A 19,009-nucleotide genomic window follows, 5' to 3' on the forward strand; every position below is an offset into this window, starting at 1 on the left:
GTGGAGGCGCGGCATCTTCGGTATGCGCTCGCTGTCGCCGAGCACGGACACTTCGGCCGGGCCGCCCGCGCGCTGGGCATCGCGCAGCCTCCGCTGTCCAAACAGATCGCCGACCTGGAGCGCGAGACCGGGGCCCGGCTGTTCGACCGTACGCGCCAGGGGGTGTTCCCGACCGCCGCGGGCGAGGCGTTCCTCGCCCGGGCGCGGCGGGCCTTGGAGGAGATGACGGCGGCCATGGCCGACGCAGGCCGGGCCGCGCGCGGCGAGACGGGCCGGCTGCGCCTGGGCTTCGTGGCCTCCGCGCTGCTCGACCCGCTGCCGGAGGTTCTGGGCCGGTTCGGCCGCGAGCGGCCCGATGTACGGCTGGAGCTGCACGAGATGGCATCCGGCCGCAGCGCCACCGCCCTCATCGCCGGAGAACTGGACGTGGCCGTCACCCTGGGACCGCCCCGCGGGGCCGGGGCCGAGCACCTGGTGTCCGTCCCGGTAGGGCACGACCGCCTGATCGCCGTCGTCAGCAGCGCGCATCCCTACGCCGGACAGGCGTCGGTGAGCGTGGACCAGTTGCGGCGGCAGCCGCTGATCGTGGCCGCCGGAGAGGACGAGCCCGCGGTCGCCGCGGGGTTGCGCACCCTGCTGGACGAGGACGCCGCCGCACTGGACGGTGCGACCACCGCCAGAGACGTGCACACCATCATCGGTCTGGCCGCCTGCGGGATCGGCGTGGGCCTCGGTCCCTCCCGCATGCTGTCGGCCCCGCGCCCGGGGATCTGGTTCTGTGAAGTGACCCCGCGCACGGCACTTCCCGACCTGGTCCTGTCCTTCGCCGACCGGGACCGCTCGCCCGTGCTGGGCGCCTTCCTCGACTGCGTCCGCAGGAACTGCCCCGACGTCGGTGCCGCGCTCGATCGCCGGTTGGACCGCCCGTGAGACCGGACACGGTTCCGCCTGCGCCCTTCGACCGGTCCACCGCACACCGCGACCGGTCCAGGCCCGGTGCCCGCCCACCACAGCCGGACCGGGAGGCCGTGGACGTCCGGCTGATGGATGAGCCGGGCCCTGAGCGAAGACTCAGCGCAGTTGTTGGGCCAGTCCCACGATGATGCCTTCCGGGCCCCGGAGGTAGCAGAGCAGATAGCTGTCCTCGAACCGGGCGATCTCGCCGAGGAGTTCGGCGCCGTGAGGCCGCAGGCGGGCAACGGTGTCCGCGAGGTCGTCGACGGCGAACATGACGCGGTGGGTGCCCAGGACGTTGTGCGGCCGGTCGCGCGGTTCGGTGCTGATCACCGCGGGGCTGCGGTACTTGGCCAGCTCGAGCCGGCTGTGACCGTCCGGGGTCCGGAGCATCGCGATGTCGCAGCGGACGCCGTCGAGTCCGGTGCACTGGTCGGCGAAGCGGCCCTCGACCTGCGCCCTGCCCTCCAGCTCCATACCGAGTTCCACGAAGAACGCGACGGCGGCGTCCATGTCCTCGACGACGATACCGACGTTGTCCATCCGCTGAATCGCCATGCTGGTTGCTCCTTCTTCTTTCGCGTGCGGCCGACGGCGGCCCCTGACGTGCGCGGGGACCTGGCAGGCGGTACGTCCTCGGCATCGTATGTCGACGACCGGAACGGCAGCCCGTCCACAAACTCCCCGTGCTCGATGGTCAAGGATGGCGCTTCTGCGCCTCACCGAGGGGGAGGGGGCACCCGGCTTGTGGTGACGCCTGACGCGCGGGCGCCACCGCACATCGGACGCCAGGCCCCCCGGCGGAGCGCGACGAGCGGCCGGGTCGTCGGGTGGCGCCGGCCGTCGATCCTCGTCATCCATGGAAGCCCCGGACTGCGGACGAGCGTGACCTTCCCTCACGCCGGGCCTTCTGTTCGAGGGGCGCCGGGGGATGGTGTGCCGGCCTTGGTCCGTTGCCCACGGTCCCACCGTCGGGGAATTCGCTCCCCGGTTCCCGTCGGGTGCTTCTCGCCCGACGGGCAGACTGCGGGCCACCCGTCCGTCACGGTCGACTCCGGTGGTTACTGGCCGAATTGGTTTGGTCCAGACCATTGCTCTTCGGTCGGGTTGTGGAGGAGGCTGCTCACCAAGCGCCGGATCACCACGACCGGAGCGCTCGTCACCGGGACAGGAAGGCAGCAACACACCCATGCGCAAAGCGATTTCGACCCTGGGCTTGACCGGACTGCTGGCCGCGGCCGCGCTGCTGCTCGCTCCTTCCGCGCAGGCTGCCGGATACGTCTACGTCGGCATGTACCCGAGCGCCGCCGCCTGCGACGCAGCGGGCAAGGCCTATGTGGCCGGGGGTCAGGCGGTCAGCTACTTCTGTGACGCCACTCCCACCACCGCCCGCCTCTCCATCTGGGTCTGACCGGCCTCAGCACCGGGCGTCGGCCTGCCTGGCAGTGAACGGGCCCGGCGGCCGTCAGGACTCCTGGCCGACGGCCCTCTTCCTCCACCCGCCGTCGACGGCCCGCAGGGGGCCGTTCGCCGAACGCACCCGATGTTCCGGTCGACCGAACCTGACCTGTGCCGCAGCCACCTGGCGCCGCCGGCCGTATCGTTCGGATCAGCCGGTCGGCGGTCCAGGTGTGCCGTTCGATGTGCACAGGTGTGCCGTTCGGTGCGCAGTGGGAGTGGATCGAGCCGTTACTCCTGGAGCGGACCCCGGAACGCACCGACCCGGCCTGCCACCGCCTCGATGCCCGCCGCAGCGGCTCCTCTCCGCACACACGGAGGTGGGGCCGCTCGGTGATGCTCGGTGAGGTGCGTGAGGGGGCGGGCAGCGGGAGACACGCAGGCGCTCCTCCTGGCCAGGGCGGTCGTCGGTGTCAACGGCCGTTCACGGAAGCCTTCTTCGAGATGCTGACCGCACTCGGATCGGTGGGACGTCGCGGGGCCGCGGAGCCTCCCATGGGCTCGGACCTCGTCAGCCACAGGCCGGTGAACACGGCGGTGGCCACAGTGACGGTGCCGGCAGCGAGGAAGGCGCTGTCGAGGCCGGTCTCGAAGGAGGCGCCCCCGGATTGCCGGGTGCGGACGATGGCTCCGAGCAGCGCCACGCCGAGCACCGCGCCGATCTGCCGGGTGGTGCTGCTGATGCCTGATGCGAGGCCGCCTTCCTGCGGGCTGACCGCTTGGATGGCGGCTCCCGTCAGGGGGGACATGGTCAGGGCGAAGCCGATGCCGGTGAGTCCCAGCCGCCACCACACGTTCCCGTAGCCCGTGTCGGCGTGCACCATGCCGAGCGTCAGCAGCCCCAGGCCGGCCAGGGCCAGGCCGGTGGTGACCACGATGCGGAAGCCGTACCGGGCGGCGAGCCGGCCCGCGTACGGGCTGACGATCACCATGGCGAGGGACATCGGCAGGGTCTGCAGGCCGGCACGCAGGATCGAGCTGCCCTGGACGTACACGAAGAACTGGGAGAAGAAGAACGACGAGCCCATGAGCGCGAACCCGACCACCACCATGGCGGTGTTGGACACGGTGAACAGGCGCCGCTGGAACAGCCGCAGCGGCAGCATCGGTGCGGAGCGACGCGCTTCGACGGCGACGAAGGCGGCGAGGAGGATCACCGCGGCGGCGAAGCTGCCCAGGATGACCGGTGAGGTCCAACCACGGGCACCCCCCTCGATCAGCCCGTAGGTCATCACCCCCACCGCCAGAACGGACAGCACCGTGCCCGGGACGTCGATGGCGGGGGCATTCGGGTTGCGGGACTCGCCGAGGTGGCGCAGGCCGAGGAGCAGCAGGACCGCGCCGATGGGCAGGTTGACCAGGAAGATGGCGGGCCAGCCGAAGGCCTGTGTCAGTACGCCGCCGGCCACGGGGCCCGCGGCCAGGCCGATTCCGCTGAGTCCGGCCCACAGCCCGATCGCCTTCATTCGTTCTTGCGGCACGGGGTAGGCGGCGGCGAGCAGGGCGAGTGAGGCAGGGCTCAGCGCCGCGGCCCCGATGCCCTGCAGCACCCGTCCGGCGACCAGCCAGCCGAGTGAGGGCGCGAGGCTGCACAGCAGTGACGCGGCGGTGAACACCGCCACGCCGGTCAGGTACACCCGCTTGCGGCCGAACCGGTCGGCGAAGACGCCGCCGGACAGCAGGAGCATGGCGACCAGCAGTACGTACGCGTCGACGATCCATTGCAGGCCGGTCAGCTGAGTGTGCAGCCGGTGCTGCATGTCGGGCAGTGCCGCTCCGACGATCGTGTTGTCGAGCAGGACCATGAACTGGCCCAGGCAGGTCACCGTGAGCAGCACGGCCCGGTGTGATCGACCGCCTGCGGTCGCATGCGATGCAGCCATGGAATCCCCTCGATCGTCCGTTGCGCCCGGTCGCGGTCGACGCGGGTGGCGACACACCTGAGCGCTCTAATGCAGTCAATGACTGCGTTAGGCGACTATAGGGAGGCCTTCTCGCAAACGCAAGTGCCGACTGCGTTAAGGTGGGGGCATGAACGAGCGACAGCGAGCCCGGCGGCCGGGCGGGCGCAGCGCCCGCGTCGGCGCGCAGGTGCACCAGGCCGTCACCGAACTGATCAGTGAGCGGGGCTACGGCAACTTCACCGTCGGTGAGGTCGCCGCCCGCGCAGGCGTGGCCGACAGCAGCATCTACCGCCGGTGGGGCAGCCTGGAAAGCCTGCTCAGCGACGTGGCGCTCACCCGTCTCAACGCGCGGTCGCCGATGCCCGACACCGGGAGCCTCGCCGGCGACCTGCGTACTTATGCGGCCCAAGTGGCCCGGGAGATCACCGGACCCGACGGTCCGGCGGTGCTGCACCTGGCCGTCGCCCTGTCGAGCAGCGGTCAGCAGGGACTGCAGGCCGGCGCCGACCTCCGCGCCGAACGCACCCGGCAGCTGCAGTCCCTGCTCGATCGCGCCCGTGACCGTGGGGAGCACGCACCCGACGTGTTCGACGTGCTGGACCACATCCTGGCCCCGATGTACATCCGCGTCCTGTTCGGCATGGTCCCGCTCACCCCGGAGTACGTCGACGGGCTGGTCGACCGGCTGCTGTGACCTCAGCCCGGTTCCCGCGATCAGCCCTCGGCCGCGGTGGCGCGGCCCCGCGAGGTGCTCGCGGGGCGGCTGCCGTCCCGGAGTCGAAGCTGCCCAGAAGACTTCCCGCAGCACCGCCCTGGACTCAGGTCCCGGGCGGACGGGGTGGTCCACGCCAGGGGGTGTGCCGAGCCTGGTGGTCAGTGGTGGCCGAGGAACAAGCCGTTCAGTTCGGAGAAGGGGATGGTGTCGGTGAGCGAGTGGTAGTCACCGGTGCCGTACAACTGCTGCGCGGTCAGGCGGGCGGCCGCGTAGGCGGCCTGGGCGACGCCTGAGCCGAGGCTGACGCGGGCGACGCCGAGGCGGCCCAGCTCGGCGACACCCGGTGCGCCGGGGCCGGCCATGATGTTCAGCGGTACGGAGATGCCCGCGGCCAGTTCCGCGATGGTGGCGGGATCGGTGACCCCGGGCACGAAGATGCCGTCGGCGCCCGCCTCCACGTACCCCCGTGCGCGTTCCAGGGTGTCCTTCAGCCGCGTGGCGGGGTCGCCGAGACCCAACAGGTAGGTGTCGGTGCGGGCGTTGAGGAAGAGGGGCACGCCTGCTCGCTCGGCCGCACGCCGGGCCGCCGCCAGCCGTGCCCTGAACTCGGCCGGAGGCCGGGTGCCGTCCTCGATGTTGACGCCTGCCGCGCCTGCTTCCAGCACCCGTGTGACGGTCTCGCCGGCACCGGCCGCGTCCTGTCCGTACCCGCCCTCGATGTCCGCGGTGACTGGTACCTCGACCGCCGCCACGATACGGGCGATCAGTTGCGCCACGTGATCGGGAGAAGAGGTCTCCCCGTCCGGATGACCGAGGGACCAGGCGATCCCGGCACTGGTGGTGGCGATCGCGGGAGCCCCTGCGGCCTCGATGACACGGGCACTGGCGATGTCCCAGGCGTTGGCGAGCGCGAGAGGGCTCGCGCCGTCGTGCAGGGAACGGAAGAGGAGGGCCTTGTCCATCTGCGTTGTGATCATGCAGTCAGCCAACCAACGATCCAGGGTCCTGTCCGGCAGGAATCCGACACCACGGTCACCCAGCCTCGGCCCCTCGCATTCGCCGGGCACCAGCCGCCGCAGTGGAAGGCGCAGCGGCATCACTCATTCCTGCCGACCACGGCGCTCTCCCCGCTCAAGAAGAACCTTCCTGGGCAGGGCCGGAAGAAGCTCGTCAGCCGGCGCGGTGCCGTCCTTCTCCGGTGAGCAGGCGGGTACCCGATCCGGTGAGTACGCGCCCGCACCTGGTGGTGTACGTCGTTGCGGCCGGTGACGATCAGGGTGAGGTGCCGGGAGGACCGGCGGTTGGGGGCGGCAAGCGTCCGCAAGGACCAGTTCGTCGAGCGTGTCAACGGCGCTTTCGTACGGCCCGCCTGACGACAGGAGAGCCGTCCCGCACGGACGGCGGCGGCCCCCTGCCTCCCTGTCGGCGCTGCTGCTCTCGCGTTCGGCAGTCAGGACGGCTGGACCTGGTCGAAGAGGGCGAGGGCTTCGGCGGGGTCCGGGCTCACGAGGCGTTCCAGACCGGCTGTCGTGATCTTCGCCCATCTGCCGGCCCGTGCCCACATCTGTTCCTCGAAGGCGCGGATGGCCTCGTCCAGGTCATCAGGGCCGGTGGCGATGGCCTCGGCGAGTTCGGCGCCTTCCAGCATCGCGAGGTTCGCGCCCGCCCCCAAGGGGGGCATCAGGTGGGCGGCGTCGCCCAGGAGAGTCACCCCGGAGACGTGGGTCCAGGTGTGGGACACCGGCAGGACGTAGAGGGGGCGGTGGACGAAAGCGGTGCTGTGGCGAAGGAGGTCGAGGACGGGAGCGGCCCAGCCGTCGAACAGAGCCAGCAGGCTCGATCGGACGGCCCCGACGTCGGCCGCGTCCAGGTTCGTGTGCCAGTCCCCCGGCGCGCGGAACTTGGCGTACACCTTGACGTGGCCGCCGCTGTTGCGCTGGGCGACGAGGGAGCGGTTCTCGCCGTACACCGCCACGGAACCGTCGCCGATCAGCCGGGCGAGGCCGGGGTGGCGGGTGTCGACGTCGTCGAGGGAGGTCTCGACCGAGGTGACGCCGGTGTACTGCGGCGTCGCGGACGATACCGCCGGGCGGACCCGGGACCAGGCGCCGTCCGCGCCGATCACGAGGTCGAACGTCTCCTGTCGCCCGTCCGCGAACTGGACCAGTACGCCGTCCCGGGTCCCTGGCACCACCTGGGTCACGCTCCGGCCCCACTGGACATCGAGAGGGCCGAGCAGCAGGTCACGGAGTTGCCCGCGGTCGATCTCGGGATTGGCCCGCTCGTCCGGACGGGGGCGCCAGTCGCGCAGGACGGTCCCGTCCGTGTCCAGGATGCGCATGGCCTGCCCCTCGGGACGGGACAGCGCCCGGAACTCCGCCAGCAACCCCGCCTTGTCCAGCGCGAGCTGGCCCAGACCTTCGTGCAGGTCCAGGGCGCCGCCCGGAGGACGGGCGTCGGGCGCGGGGTCACGTTCGAGGACGGTGACGGCGTGGCCGCGGCGGTGCAGGACGCGGGCGAAGGTGAGGCCGCCGGGACCGCCCCCGACCACTGCTATACGTCGTCTCATGGCGATACACCGTATCGATATGAGACGACGTATAGCAACAGTACGATGTCGCCATGACTGTGTGGGACCGGCCGGAGCCGTCGCCTCGCCCCGTGCCGCTCGACCGGGAGCGGATCGTCGCCGCCGCCATCGCGCTCGCAGACGAGGGCGGGCTGGAAGCGGTGTCGTTGCGCAAGGTCGCCGCCCGGCTGAACGCCGGCCCGATGCGGCTGTACGGATACATCTCCACCAAGGAGGAACTGTTCGACCTCATGATGGACCACGTCCAGGCCGAGATCCTCCCCGAGGAACAGCCCGGTGACTGGCGGGAGGCGCTGCGCGTCCTCGCCCACCGCACCAGGCGGACCGCTCTTCGTCACGAATGGCTGGCCGACCTGCTCGGCCGCCGCCCGGCCCTGGGCCCGAACGGCCTCGCCGTGACCGAGGCCACGCTGGCCGCCCTCGACGGCCTCGCCGACGGCGACACCGTCATGCGCGCTGTGGAGACTGTCAGTGCCTATTCCACTGGCGCGATCAGGCGCGAGATCGCGAACCTGCGGGCCGAGCGCGCCACCGGTCTGTCCAAGCGTGACTGGCAGCGCGCCTCCGGCCCGCATGTGACGAGGATGTTGGCCACGGGTCGCTTCCCGGCGCTGGCCAAGGCGGTGCACGACGGCACGGACGTGGCCGCCGAAGAGTCCTTCGCGACCGGTCTGGAGTGGGTCCTCGACGCCGTGGCCGTCAGACTCACCACGCCGCCACAGTGACGCTCGGCTCTTGCGCGAGCGTCAGTCGTCGGCATGATGCCGGTGGTGCTCCACCTCCTCCCCGGAACCCGGTCGGACAGGGAACTGGTCCGAGCGGCTGCCCGGCGACGGCGAGGGCGCCGTCGCCGTAGGGGAGGCGGCGGCGGGTTCTCCTCACTCTGCTCCCCGGAGCTGGCGCTCTTGCCGAATGCCGGTCGCCGCTCCGGTGACGCGTATCCGCGCATCGCCGGCGTGCAGGTCGACCTCCAGCAGTGACGGGCGGCCCATGTCGTGGCCTTGGTGGAGGGTGAGCCTCGCGTCCGCCGGGACGAGGGCCAGGTCGCGGGCGTAGGCGCCGAAGGCCGCGGCCGCGGCGCCCGTCGCGGGGTCCTCCACCACGCCGCCGACCGGGAACGGGTCGCGGACGTGGAAGACGTTCGATGTCTCCCGCCACACCAGCTGCACCGTCGTCAGGTCGAGACGTCGCATCAGCTTCATGAGCCGGTCGAAGTCGTAGTCCAGGTCGGCCAGTCGCTCGCGGGTCGCGGCCGCAAGCACCAGGTGGCGCACGCCCGCGAAGGCGATCCTCGGAGGCAGCGCGGCATCGAGCTCGCCGGGCTGCCAGCCGAGCGCCGCCAGGGCCTCCGCCACATCGGCCGGGGCGGCGTCGTGGACGGAGGGCTCGACGCTGGTGAGAGTGGCCTTCAGCGTGCCGTTGTCCTCGTGGACGGTGACGGGCACGTGGCCCGCGGCGGTGTGGAAGCCGAACTCGCCTTCGCCGAGACGTTCGCCGAGCGCCACCGCGGTGGCGACGGTGGCGTGGCCGCAGAAGCCGACTTCGGCCTTGGGGCTGAAAAATCGCAGCGTGAACGACCGGCCGTCGTCCGGGTCGGGTCCGGCGGTGACGAAGGCGGACTCCGAATAGCCGAGTTCGGCGGCGATCGCCACCATCTCGGCGTCGTCGAGGCGGGAGGCGTCGAGGATGACCCCGGCTCCGTTGCCGCCGGTCGGACCGGCGGGGAAGGCGGTGTAGTGCAGCACCTCGGAGGTGAGGGGGCGGGCCGGTCCGGTCGGCGTGGATTCCGTCGGGTGGGTCATGGTCGAGTGTCCTGTTCTGTGGGAGGTTCTTCCGGGTTCCTGATGAGGGGCTTCTTGCGGCCTGCCGGCCGTCAGACCGGCGCCGCCTCTTCCGAGGTGGGGAGGCCGGCACGGCGGCGGGCGGTGAGTGCGAGCACGCCGCCGGTCGCGAACGCGGTCGCGGCGAGGCCGGTGGACAGCCGCAGTCCCGCAGTGAAGTCGGACGCTGTGGTGGTGAAGGTACCGAACAGGGCCACCCCGACGGCGCTGCCGATCTGCCGGGCGACGTTGAAGACGGCGGAGGCGATGCCCGCGCCCCCGGCGGGTGCGGCGTCGATGATCGCGGCGGTGGCGGCGAGGGCCGTCAGCGTCTGGCCGAGGCCGGTGGCGACCAAGGCGAACAGCAGCACGGGATAGGGGGTGTGGGGACCGGCCGGCAGCCAGCCGAGGAAGCCGAGCGCGCCCAGTGCGAGGCCGGCGGTCATCGGCACGTACGGACCGGTGCGGGCGGTGAACCGGCTGAGCAGCGGGGCGGCTGTCAGCCCCATGCACACCGACGGCAGCAGGGCGAGGCCCGTGGCCAGCGCGCTGAATCCACGCTCCTGCTGGAAGTACAGGGTGGCCAGGAACAGCATGCCGTAATAGCCGAGGCTGATCAGCAGGCCGATGGCTGCGGTGCGGGTGAAGACAGGGGAGCGGAACAGGGACGGCGGGAGCAGCGGCGCACGCCGGCCCTCGGCGGGGACGCGTGCTTCGAGAGTGCGTTCCACGACGGCGAAGGCCGCCAGGGCGGTGAGGCCGGCCCCGAACGCGCAGAGCACCAGGGGCGAGGTCCAGCCGCGTGAACCCGCCTCGTTGAGGCCGCCGGCCAGTGCGATGAGGCCGAAGACGCCGAGGAGTTGGCCGAGCGGGTCCGCTTTGGGCGCCGTGTGCCGCGGCCGGGAGGAGGGCGGGTGGTGCCGCAGGGTGAGGGTGATCGCGAGGGCGGCGACGGGAAGGTTCAGCCAGAACACCGCGCGCCAGCCGCTGCCGGAGACCAGCAGTCCGCCGACGACGGGTCCGGCGCCGAAGGCCACCGAGGCGACCGCGCCCCAGATGGCGACGGCGCGGGCACGCACCGCCCGATCGGGGTAGGTGGCCTGGAGAAGACCGAGGGACGCGGGCACCAGGAGTGCCGCACCCGCGCCCTGGGCCAGCCGGCCGGCGATCAGCGGCAGGGGTGATCCGGCGAGAGCGCAGGCCAGCGAGGCGACGGTGAAGACGCCGAGTCCGGCCAGGAACGTCCTGCGGTGGCTCATGCGATCGGCGAGAGCGCCGCCGAGCAGCAGCAGACCGGCGAAGAGGGTGCTGTAGCCATCGATGATCCACTGCAGGGCGGTGGCGCCGGTGCCGAGTGAGGCGCGGATGTCGGGGATGGCCACGTTGACGACCGTGACGTCGAGCATGACGAGGAAATAGCCGAGGCTGAGCGCGATCAACGGAGCCATGACGAGCGTGGGCGGACGGGTGCCGGTGGGCCGTGCGGCTGCCGGCCTCGTGGCCGGCCCGCCGCGGGCGGCAAGGTGCGTTGCTCTCATGGAGAGATCATGCGAGTCGGATACTTCGTCGCACGTAAAAGTGTCGATGTATGCTGCGGTGATGATGGAGGAGCCGCCCAAGCAGCAGACCGACATCGCCCGCGCCGCGGCGCTGATCGCGGACCCCTCGCGGGCCCGGATGCTCAAGAGCCTGGCCGACGGCCGCGCCCTGCCGGCCGGCGTCCTCGCCGACGAAGCCGGTGTCAGCGCCGCGACCGCCAGTGTGCACCTGGCCAAGCTGATCGAGGGCGAATTCGTCACGGTCGAACGGCAGGGCCGGCACCGCAACTACCGCCTGGCCGGCCCGGACGTCTGCGCCGCCCTCGAAGCCCTGGCCCTGATCGCGCCGGCGCTGCCCGTCACGTCACTGAAACAGAGCAACCGTGCGGGCGCCCTGCACCGCGCCCGTACCTGCTACGACCACCTGGCCGGACAACTCGGCACCGCCCTGATGGGCGCGCTGCTCGACCGCGGTGTGCTGACCGGATACGACGGCATCCACCGCCCCGACGAGGCCCTGCGCGACCGGCCCGCCTCCTACGGCAGCGACATCAGCTACGAACTCACCGACAGTGGCCGGGCACAGCTGCGCGAACTGGGTGTCGACACCGACCGGCTGCCGCCGCGCCGCCCCGCGGTGCGCTACTGCGTCGACTGGAGCGAACACCGCCACCACCTCGCCGGCGGACTCGGCGCGAAGCTGACGGCCCGGCTGTTCGAGCTGGGCTGGGTGCGCTGGGGAGCGTCACCGCGCGTGGTCCACGTGACGGACGAGGGGACAGAAGGCCTGAAGGCCTCGCTCGGTCTGACACTCGCCCGGTAACGAGATGACCCGCCACCGACGACGACGCGAGTGATCCGGCCTGCCTTCTGGTCGAGAACGGCCGCACCGCCGAAGCGGTCACCACCCGACGCGCGTGCGGACTGTGCGAAGTCCTGCCCTCGCACGCCCCGCCGCGTCCCACAGTGATCGACGGCGAAGAGCCGGGAAAGGCTGACCGAACCTGCCCGGATGCGCCCCCGCACACGGTCGCGCCGCCACAACCCCGGAACACGTCGGCCCGGCCTTCTGCACGCAGGCCGGGCGTCGTGTCGAACGGCAGGACCGGACCCGCCCGGCCGACGAGGGCATGGGCGAGAACGAGGAACCGGTGGCCGCCGGCCCTTGGACTAGACCCTCACCTCCTGGTACTGGCCCAGGAAGAGCGGCGTCCCGTGCTCCACCCGCCACAGGAACAGCCCGGGTTCCTCCTTCACCTCCCCGGTACCGGTTCGGAAGGCGATCGTCCGGGTGATGCCCCGGTAGGACACGGTCCGCAGCCGGTGGGTGAGGCTGCTCCGGTCCACAGGGACCGTTCCGACGGTGGCCAGAACGTGCGCGACGAGACCGACGGCGTCGTACGCTTCGGCCGCTCCCCGACCGACGTTCCGTACGCCGTACCGTTTCTTGAACGACCGTACGAAACCGGCGGCCGATGTCAGACGGGCCGGGTCCACGAACGTCGCCGAGAAGACCCACCCCTCGGCCGCCGCGCCGGCCGCTCGCAGGAACTCGGGTGTGAGGACGGCCTGGGTCGCGGCGGGCGTGCCGGTGAACCCCGCCGCCCGCAGCGCCCGTGCGCAGGAGGCCGCGCGCCGCGAGGAGTCGCCGCAGTAGACGACGGCCTGTGCGCGTGCCGCGAGGGCGGCGGCGACGGCCGGACCGAAGTCACCGGTGTCGGCGGCGACCTGGTGCCGGGTGACCGTGCCGTGGGACGGAGGGTTCTCGGCCAGAGGACGGGCGATCAGCCAGCTGTAGTCCCCCGCCGCCTGGTCCTCGACGAGAAAGGTGCGGCGGGCCGGGCGCAGGCTCGTCAGATAGCGGACCAGGGGCGCGCCGATCGCGGTGTCGGAGGGGCGCAGCTGGAACACGGACGACGTGGGGTTCTCCGTGTCCACGGCGGCGTACAGCGAGTCCGAGCCCGCCCAGGCCGTCACCATCGGCAGCAGTGCCTTCTTGTACCGGTCCTGGGCCGCGAGGGCCGTGGCGTCGGACGTCGGCCCGATCACCGCGCACACGCGGCCGTCCGCGACGACGCGCCGGGCCACCTCCTTGGCCCGGCCGGCGTCTCCCGCGTCGTCGAGGACCGTGAGGACCAGGTCGAAGCGACGGTCCGCGCGCGCGTTGTGCTCCTCCACCGCCAGCCGGACACCGCGCTCGACCGAGGTACCGAGCGCCTTGCCGGAACCGGAGAGGTCGGCCTGCACGGCGACGGTACGGCGTGGACGGGAGGCGGCGGCGGACGGCCCGTTGCCGCGGCCGGTCAGCCAGGCGGTCGTGGAGCCGCCGGCGGCCAGCACGACGGCGGCCGCGCCGCCCAGGGCCAGCAGGCGCCGGCGGCTCGGCGCGGGCGGCTCGTCCACCAGGGTCCCGGGCACCGTGGGCCGCTCGGGCTCGGGCAGGTGCAGTACCTCGGCCGAGCGCTCGGCGATCACCGCGGGCAGCCCGGGCGGCAGCCAGTCGTCGGTGCCGAAGTCACCGAGTCCGGTGCGCAGTTCCGCCACGGTCGGGCGGACGGCCGGGTCCTTGGCGAGACAGCGGGCGACCAGGACCCGCAGGCCGTCCTCCGTGATGCCGTCGAGGCGGGGGTCCTCGTGGACGGTGCGGAAGATCACGGCGGGCACCGTTCCGCCGCCGAAGGGCGGCCGGCCGGTCGCCGCGTAGGCGAGGACGCAGCCCAGGGAGAAGACGTCGCTGGGCGGACCCACCTCCTCGTCGCGGGCACGGGCCTGTTCCGGTGAGAGATAGCCGGGCGTGCCGATCACCACGTCGGTCGCGGTCAGGGCCGTGGCTCCGCCGGCCCGGGCGATGCCGAAGTCGATGAGGCGGGGCCCGTCCAGGGCGAGCAGCACATTGCCCGGCTTGATGTCGCGGTGCACCAGTCCGGCCGCGTGGACGGCGGCGAGCGCCTCGGCGAGCCGCGCCCCCAGCGCCCGTACGGTGTCCGCGGGCAGCGGCCCGTGCTCTGCGACGGTCTCGGCGAGCGAGGGCCCGGGAACGAAGGCGGTCGCGATCCAGGGTTCGGCCGCCTCCGGGTCGGCGGCCGTGACGGGCGCGGTCCAGCGGCCGTCGACCCGCGCGGCGGCCTGCGCTTCGCGGCGGAAACGGGCCCGGAATCCCGCATCGGCGGCGTGTTCGGCGCGGATCACCTTCAGGGCGGCCAGGGCGCCGCCGTCGGAACGGGCGAGATAGACGACGCCCATGCCGCCCGCGCCGATCCGCGCGAGCAGACGGTACCCGCCGACCGAATCCGGGTCCTGTGCGGTGAGTGGACGCATGTCACTTCGCCTTCGGCTGCGGAGCCCTGTCAGGGGCGGGCCCCAGGTAGTGGAAGGCTCCGTCACGTACCTGGTGGACGAAGCTGGCGGGGGTGCTGAGCTGCAGGAGCTTCGGGTCGAAGGCGAAGTCCCGGGTGATGCCCCGGTACTTGGCGGCCTTCAGCGGAGCGAGCAGCTCCTGGCGCGCCGGGCGCTTGCCCCTGGTGGCGGTGAGCTGCCGTATCAGCAGGTTCGCCGCGTCGTAGCCCTCCGCCGCCCAGAACCCGGGCGGGCGGCCGTACCGCTTGCGGAACGCCTGGGCGAAGGAGCGGACCTGGGCCGCGCCGGGCCCGATCGCTCCGGCCACGACCGTCCAGCCCGCCGCGCTCTCCTCGGCGGCGAACCGGGGGTCGAGCGCGGGTTCGGCCGCGTATTTCGGTCCGTGGAAGCCGGCCAGTCCCTCGGCCGCCCGGATCGCCCCCTCCAACGGCCCCGCGTAGACGAACGCCTTGATGCCGGCGCCTCGCATCTCGTCCAGGACGGGCCCGAAGTCGGCCGTGCCGGCGGGAACGACGCGGGGGTGCGTGGCATCGCCGTACTTCCGGACGATGAGGTTGACCATCTGGACGGTCTGCCAGGACACGTCACCGGCGGTCCGGTCCAGCAGGATGCCGACGGGGGTGGCCGCACTGGTCGCTTCCAGGTGGAAGGCCAGCTTCATGGCGACGGTGCCGTGCAGGGGGCGGCCGCGGACGAAGGAGCGGGTGTTCTGGTAGAGGTTCTGCCCGGCGGACATGCTGATCACGGGCAGCAGGGCCGCGTCGTAGGCGGGCAGCGCGGCCTGGGTCGTCTCGTCGGTGCTCGAGCCGAGCACGGCCAGCACGTCCGGGTCGTCCGCGAGCCGCTGGGCCGCGGCGGCGGCACGGCCGGCCAGGCCCGCGTCGTCCGAGGTCTTCAGCCGGAGCGTGAACGGCTTGTCGCGGCGGGCGTTGAACTCCTCCACCGCGAGCCGTGCTCCCTGCTCCTGGGCCCGCCCGGCCGCCCGGCCGGCACCGCTGAGGTCGGCCTGCACGCCGAGCGCCCAACCGGGCGGTGCGGCCTGCTTCTTGCCGGTGCCGCCGTCGTGGCGCAGGGCGGCCCAGGCGGCCACGCCCCCGCCCGCGGCGAGCACGGCGGCACCGCCGGAGGCGACGGCGAGGAACCTGCGGCGCGACGGGGCGGCCGCGGGCGGTGCCTCGGCGAGCGTGGCCTCGATCTCGGGCAGGGCCAGCATCTCGGCCGACCGTTCGGCGACCATGCGCACGATGCCGGCGGGCAGCCACCCGGCGGTGCCCGAAGACGCGTCCTCCACCAGGGCGGCGTCCAGTTCGGCCGCGGTGGGGCGGTCGGCGGGGTCCTTGGCCAGACAGCGCAGCAGGACGGCCGCCGTGTCCTCGTCCACGCCGTCGAGGTCGGGGCTGTCGTGGACGGCGCGGTAGAGCAGGGCGTCGACGGCACCCCCGCCGAAGGGCGGCCGGCCGGTCGCCGCGTAGGCCAGCACGCACCCCAGGGAGAAGACGTCGCTCGCGGGCCCGAGGCGCTCGCCGCGGGCCGTGGCCTGCTCCGGGGACAGGAAGCCGGGGGAGCCGACGACGAGGTCCGCGGCGGTGATCGCGGTGTCGTCCAGCGAGCGGGCGATCCCGAAGTCGATGAGGCGGGGGCCGTCGGCGGCGAGCAGGATGTTGCCCGGTTTGACGTCCCGGTGCACCAGACCGGCGTCGTGCACGGCGGCGAGCGCGCGGGCCAGCATCTTGCCGAGCAGACGTACCGTCCGCGCGGGCAGCGGGCCGTGCCGGCCGACCGCGTCGGCGAGGGACGGGCCGGGCTCGAAAACGGTGGCCAGCCACGGCTGTTCGGCGTCGGGGTCGGCGCCGGTGACCTTGACCACCCACGGGCTGTCCACGCGTCGCGCGGCATCGGCCTCGCGGCGGAAGCGGGCGCGGAAGGCCTCGTCGTGCGCGTACCCGGCCTGGATCACCTTGACGGCGGCGAGCGTGCCCGACTCCGTACGGCCGAGGTAGACGACGCCCATGCCGCCCTCGCCCAGACGGGCGAGCAGGCGGTGGCCGCCGACGAACGACGGGTCGGAGGGGCGCAGGGAACGGTCGGTCACTTCTGGACCCCCAGTCCGGTGCGCACCTTGGTCTCCATCCCGGCCACCGCGCGTGCCTGGACGGTCAGCAGGTCGCCCTGGCCGAAGCCCTTGCCGCCCTCGACCACGACGGCGATCGTCACCGGGCCGAGCCGGACCTGGTTCCAGATGTAGTACGTCGACCCCTTGCCGAGCGCGGGATCGTCGTACGTGCCCATCTCGATGAGGTAGTCGTCGGCGGAGGTGTTGCCGTTCGTGCCGTAGCCGGAGCCCATCGAATTCAGGCCGCTGATCCGCTCGGTGGCACGCAGTTGCTGGTCGGGGCAGCGCAGCGCCTCCTCCAGCGTCTCGGCCATCTCCTGGTCGGCCTGCGCGGCGGTGCGGTGCAGGGTGACGGTGGCGGCGGTGCGCACCTCGCCCTTCGAGCCCGCCGCGGGCAGCCGGCTGTAGCGGGTGAAGGTGGCCAGGACGTCACCCGGCAAGGAGCTCTGCCGCCAGACGCAGTCGGCGCCGAGGACGGGCCAGGCGGCCGGGTCGCTCTCGTACGGGGGGCGCTTGACGTAGCCCGGGCCGTAGCTGTCCGGGCCCGCGGTGACGGCGCGGACCAGGTCGAGGGCGGCGGACGGGGTGGTGGGGACGCGCGCGGGGTCGACCGTGAAGCGCACGGTGGCGTCCCCCGTCCCGCGCTGTCCGGCCGGTGAGGACACGGCGGGGGAGGAGACGCTCGGACCGGCCCGGTGCGCGCCGTCGCTCGAGCCGGAGCAGCCCGAGAGCACTACCCCGCACACGGCCAGCACCGTGTATCCCCGCCGTGTGCGACAGCGCGTCGCCGCGTACCTCATGAAGCCCCCACTCACCATGCGTCCGTGCCAGTGTGCGACCGCAGCGAGTCTAGGGGACCTTGGTCAACTCGCCGGGCTCAGTAGGCGGTTGTCATGCCTGACGTTGCCCGGCGTGCGCCGGTGAGTCATCCGCCGGCTCCGTGAGCGCGGACGGCGGGGGACAGGCGCGGTCCCACGGGAATCGTCCCCGACGCCCGCCCGGGCCGCCGGCCGATGCCGAAACCCGGCCGGGCCGTCATCCGCCGCACCCTCCGCCGCCGCCACCACCGCACCCGCCGCCGCAGCTGCTGCCGCCCCAGCCGCCTCCGGAGGACGACGAGGACGAGGAGGACGAGGAGGAGGAGGACGAGGAGGAGAACCCGCTGAAAAGGGACGAGCGGAGTGTCGGGTCGGGGATGTTGATCCAGCCTGTCATGGCGACGGTGAGTATCGTGGCCGGCACCTTCGGACCGTCGCCGGCCGGTCCCCAGTGCACCGGGTGGCTCGACCTTCCGGAGTTGCGCACCGCGTACCAGCCCGCGGGGGTGATCCGGGGCGGGGTGCAGACGAAGACCGCCGCCACCACGAGGGAGACCAGTAGGAAGGTCACCAGCCAGCCCACCGGGCGGCCCAGGTGGACACCGTTCACCACCCGGGCGATGCCGACCCCGATCAGCGCCAGCATCGGCAGCCCGGCCAGCCGCCCGGCCAGACGGCGCAGGCGGCTGGGCAGCAGACCGAGCCTGCGCGCGTTGTCCCCGACCCGGCGGATCTCCGGCAGTCGCCGGGCGGCCTCGTGCACCAGCGTGGTGCTGGTGGCCTCCCGGCTCCGTGCGGCCTCCAGGACGGCCCGCTGCACCGGTTCGTCGGGGACGCTGCCGCAGAAGGTGAGGGTGCCGTCCGGGGCCGTGCGCAGATGGCCGCGCTGGCTGAGGGCGAAGAGGGCGGTGCGCACCACCTGGTACGCCCCGCCGACGATCCAGGCGATGGTGTAGACGTCCGGTACGAAGCTGGTGTCCGTGGCGGGGTGGAAGCGGCGGGCTGCTTGCCGTACGGCCATGCCGAGCAGCACGGCGACCGCGAAGCCTGCGGCGTACAGGCCGAGGAACTCGGGGCCGGTGAAACCCCAGGGGGCGTTCATCGCTGCCTCCTTGAACGGTGTCGAAGCGCTGTCGGGCGATACGGTGCGGGCAATGCCGTCGAACACGACGTCGACGGGCATGCGGGTGGTTCCCGCGCCGCGGCGGGTGAGCCGGATGCCGGGATGGGCGGCGCTCCGGGTCGGGCACCGCCCGCGCGGCGCGGAGCCCGGGGCGGAGAGCGAGGCCCTCTGCGACGTCCTGCGGGTCAGCGGCCCTGAAATCCTGGGTGGCCGTCCAGGACGTGGGGGACAGCGGGTCCGGCCGGGGCACTTCGTCGAGTATGCGGCGGACTGCCGTCGCCGAACGGCTGCTCCCCGGTGAACGGAGCGAACACGACGCTGCCGAGGGTGCGGGGTCGGAGCGTTCGTCACCCCGCTGGTCCCAGAACTGCTCCGGAGTTCCAAGTACTGGGCGGTGCCCAGCGGCCAGAGCACGCCGGCCGGCGCGACCGTGTGGGTGTGGGTGTGGGTGTGGGTGTGGGTGTGGGTGTGGGTGAAGCCCGCGATGCCGAAGTCCATGACCTGTCGCGCACCGCCACATCGACCACCCCGTCCTGCCCGCGTCCGGCTGTCACCCGCTACGGCGAAGGGGCGGCCCGGCCGCCACACGATGACCGGGCCGTCCCTTCGGCGTGTTCGC

Annotated in this window: 15 protein-coding genes; 5 read left to right on the plus strand and 10 right to left on the minus strand. The window is 72.7% G+C overall.

Going from position 1 to position 19,009, the window contains the following annotated elements; genetic code table 11:
• Positions 1 to 930 carry a LysR family transcriptional regulator gene (locus AC6I72_RS30545; protein WP_498004366.1) on the plus strand — a complete coding sequence of 310 codons (930 nt, stop codon included), beginning with the start codon at positions 1 to 3 and terminating at the stop codon, positions 928 to 930.
• Between the two features lie 141 nt (positions 931 to 1,071).
• Here AC6I72_RS30545 and AC6I72_RS30550 read toward each other — a convergent pair whose 3' ends face one another.
• Positions 1,072 to 1,512: a VOC family protein gene (locus tag AC6I72_RS30550; RefSeq protein ID WP_498004367.1), complete on the minus strand. Its 441-nt coding sequence runs from the start codon at positions 1,510 to 1,512 to the stop codon at positions 1,072 to 1,074.
• Between the two features lie 631 nt (positions 1,513 to 2,143).
• Here AC6I72_RS30550 and AC6I72_RS30555 point away from each other — a divergent pair.
• The gene (locus tag AC6I72_RS30555) at positions 2,144 to 2,365 is read left to right on the plus strand and encodes a hypothetical protein (protein ID WP_037851448.1); all 222 of its coding nucleotides are present in this window, start codon (positions 2,144 to 2,146) and stop codon (positions 2,363 to 2,365) included.
• A 460-nt stretch (positions 2,366 to 2,825) separates the two neighbouring features.
• Here the strand turns inward: AC6I72_RS30555 and AC6I72_RS30560 are convergent, their stop codons facing one another.
• Positions 2,826 to 4,295, minus strand: a complete 1,470-nt coding sequence (locus AC6I72_RS30560; protein WP_498004368.1) for an MFS transporter — start codon at positions 4,293 to 4,295, stop codon at positions 2,826 to 2,828.
• Between the two features lie 148 nt (positions 4,296 to 4,443).
• Between AC6I72_RS30560 and AC6I72_RS30565 the strand changes: the two genes are divergently transcribed.
• Positions 4,444 to 5,010 (plus strand): TetR/AcrR family transcriptional regulator, encoded by a 567-nt coding sequence (locus AC6I72_RS30565; protein WP_498004369.1) that lies wholly within the window; start codon positions 4,444 to 4,446, stop codon positions 5,008 to 5,010.
• A gap of 179 nt (positions 5,011 to 5,189) precedes the next feature.
• Here AC6I72_RS30565 and AC6I72_RS30570 read toward each other — a convergent pair whose 3' ends face one another.
• Both AC6I72_RS30570 and AC6I72_RS30575 read right to left on the minus strand, forming a co-directional pair.
• Entirely contained in the window at positions 5,190 to 6,008 is an 819-nt protein-coding gene (locus AC6I72_RS30570) for an isocitrate lyase/PEP mutase family protein (RefSeq protein ID WP_498004370.1), read from the minus strand.
• A gap of 473 nt (positions 6,009 to 6,481) precedes the next feature.
• Positions 6,482 to 7,600: an FAD-dependent oxidoreductase gene (locus AC6I72_RS30575; protein ID WP_498004371.1), complete on the minus strand. Its 1,119-nt coding sequence runs from the start codon at positions 7,598 to 7,600 to the stop codon at positions 6,482 to 6,484.
• A 53-nt stretch (positions 7,601 to 7,653) separates the two neighbouring features.
• Here AC6I72_RS30575 and AC6I72_RS30580 point away from each other — a divergent pair, with 53 nt between their 5' ends.
• Positions 7,654 to 8,346 (plus strand): TetR/AcrR family transcriptional regulator, encoded by a 693-nt coding sequence (locus AC6I72_RS30580; RefSeq protein ID WP_498004372.1) that lies wholly within the window; start codon positions 7,654 to 7,656, stop codon positions 8,344 to 8,346.
• 153 nt (positions 8,347 to 8,499) lie between these two features.
• On the opposite strand, the gene AC6I72_RS30585 is transcribed toward AC6I72_RS30580, so the two are convergent.
• Entirely contained in the window at positions 8,500 to 9,423 is a 924-nt protein-coding gene (locus AC6I72_RS30585; protein ID WP_498004373.1) for a PhzF family phenazine biosynthesis protein, read from the minus strand.
• A 71-nt stretch (positions 9,424 to 9,494) separates the two neighbouring features.
• Positions 9,495 to 10,889 (minus strand): MFS transporter, encoded by a 1,395-nt coding sequence (locus AC6I72_RS30590; RefSeq protein WP_498004375.1) that lies wholly within the window; start codon positions 10,887 to 10,889, stop codon positions 9,495 to 9,497.
• Positions 10,890 to 11,040: 151 nt separating this feature from the next.
• Here AC6I72_RS30590 and AC6I72_RS30595 point away from each other — a divergent pair, with 151 nt between their 5' ends.
• Positions 11,041 to 11,802: an ArsR/SmtB family transcription factor gene (locus tag AC6I72_RS30595; protein ID WP_498004376.1), complete on the plus strand. Its 762-nt coding sequence runs from the start codon at positions 11,041 to 11,043 to the stop codon at positions 11,800 to 11,802.
• 347 nt (positions 11,803 to 12,149) lie between these two features.
• Here the strand turns inward: AC6I72_RS30595 and AC6I72_RS30600 are convergent, their stop codons facing one another.
• The 4 genes from AC6I72_RS30600 to AC6I72_RS30615 all read right to left on the minus strand — a co-directional run bounded on the left by AC6I72_RS30600 (position 12,150) and on the right by AC6I72_RS30615 (position 18,369).
• Entirely contained in the window at positions 12,150 to 14,297 is a 2,148-nt protein-coding gene (locus AC6I72_RS30600) for a bifunctional serine/threonine-protein kinase/ABC transporter substrate-binding protein (RefSeq protein ID WP_498004377.1), read from the minus strand.
• 1 nt (position 14,298) lies between these two features.
• A complete protein-coding gene (locus AC6I72_RS30605) occupies positions 14,299 to 16,428 on the minus strand; it encodes a bifunctional serine/threonine-protein kinase/ABC transporter substrate-binding protein (protein ID WP_498004378.1) in 2,130 nt (709 codons plus the stop codon).
• Positions 16,425 to 17,195: a hypothetical protein gene (locus AC6I72_RS30610; RefSeq protein WP_498004379.1), complete on the minus strand. Its 771-nt coding sequence runs from the start codon at positions 17,193 to 17,195 to the stop codon at positions 16,425 to 16,427. The genes AC6I72_RS30605 and AC6I72_RS30610 overlap by 4 nt, the downstream gene beginning before the upstream one ends.
• Positions 17,196 to 17,484: 289 nt before the next feature.
• Positions 17,485 to 18,369: a TIGR04222 domain-containing membrane protein gene (locus AC6I72_RS30615; protein ID WP_498004380.1), complete on the minus strand. Its 885-nt coding sequence runs from the start codon at positions 18,367 to 18,369 to the stop codon at positions 17,485 to 17,487.
• Positions 18,370 to 19,009: the final 640 nt, after the last annotated feature.

This window comes from Streptomyces sp. Xyl84 (genome assembly GCF_059731885.1).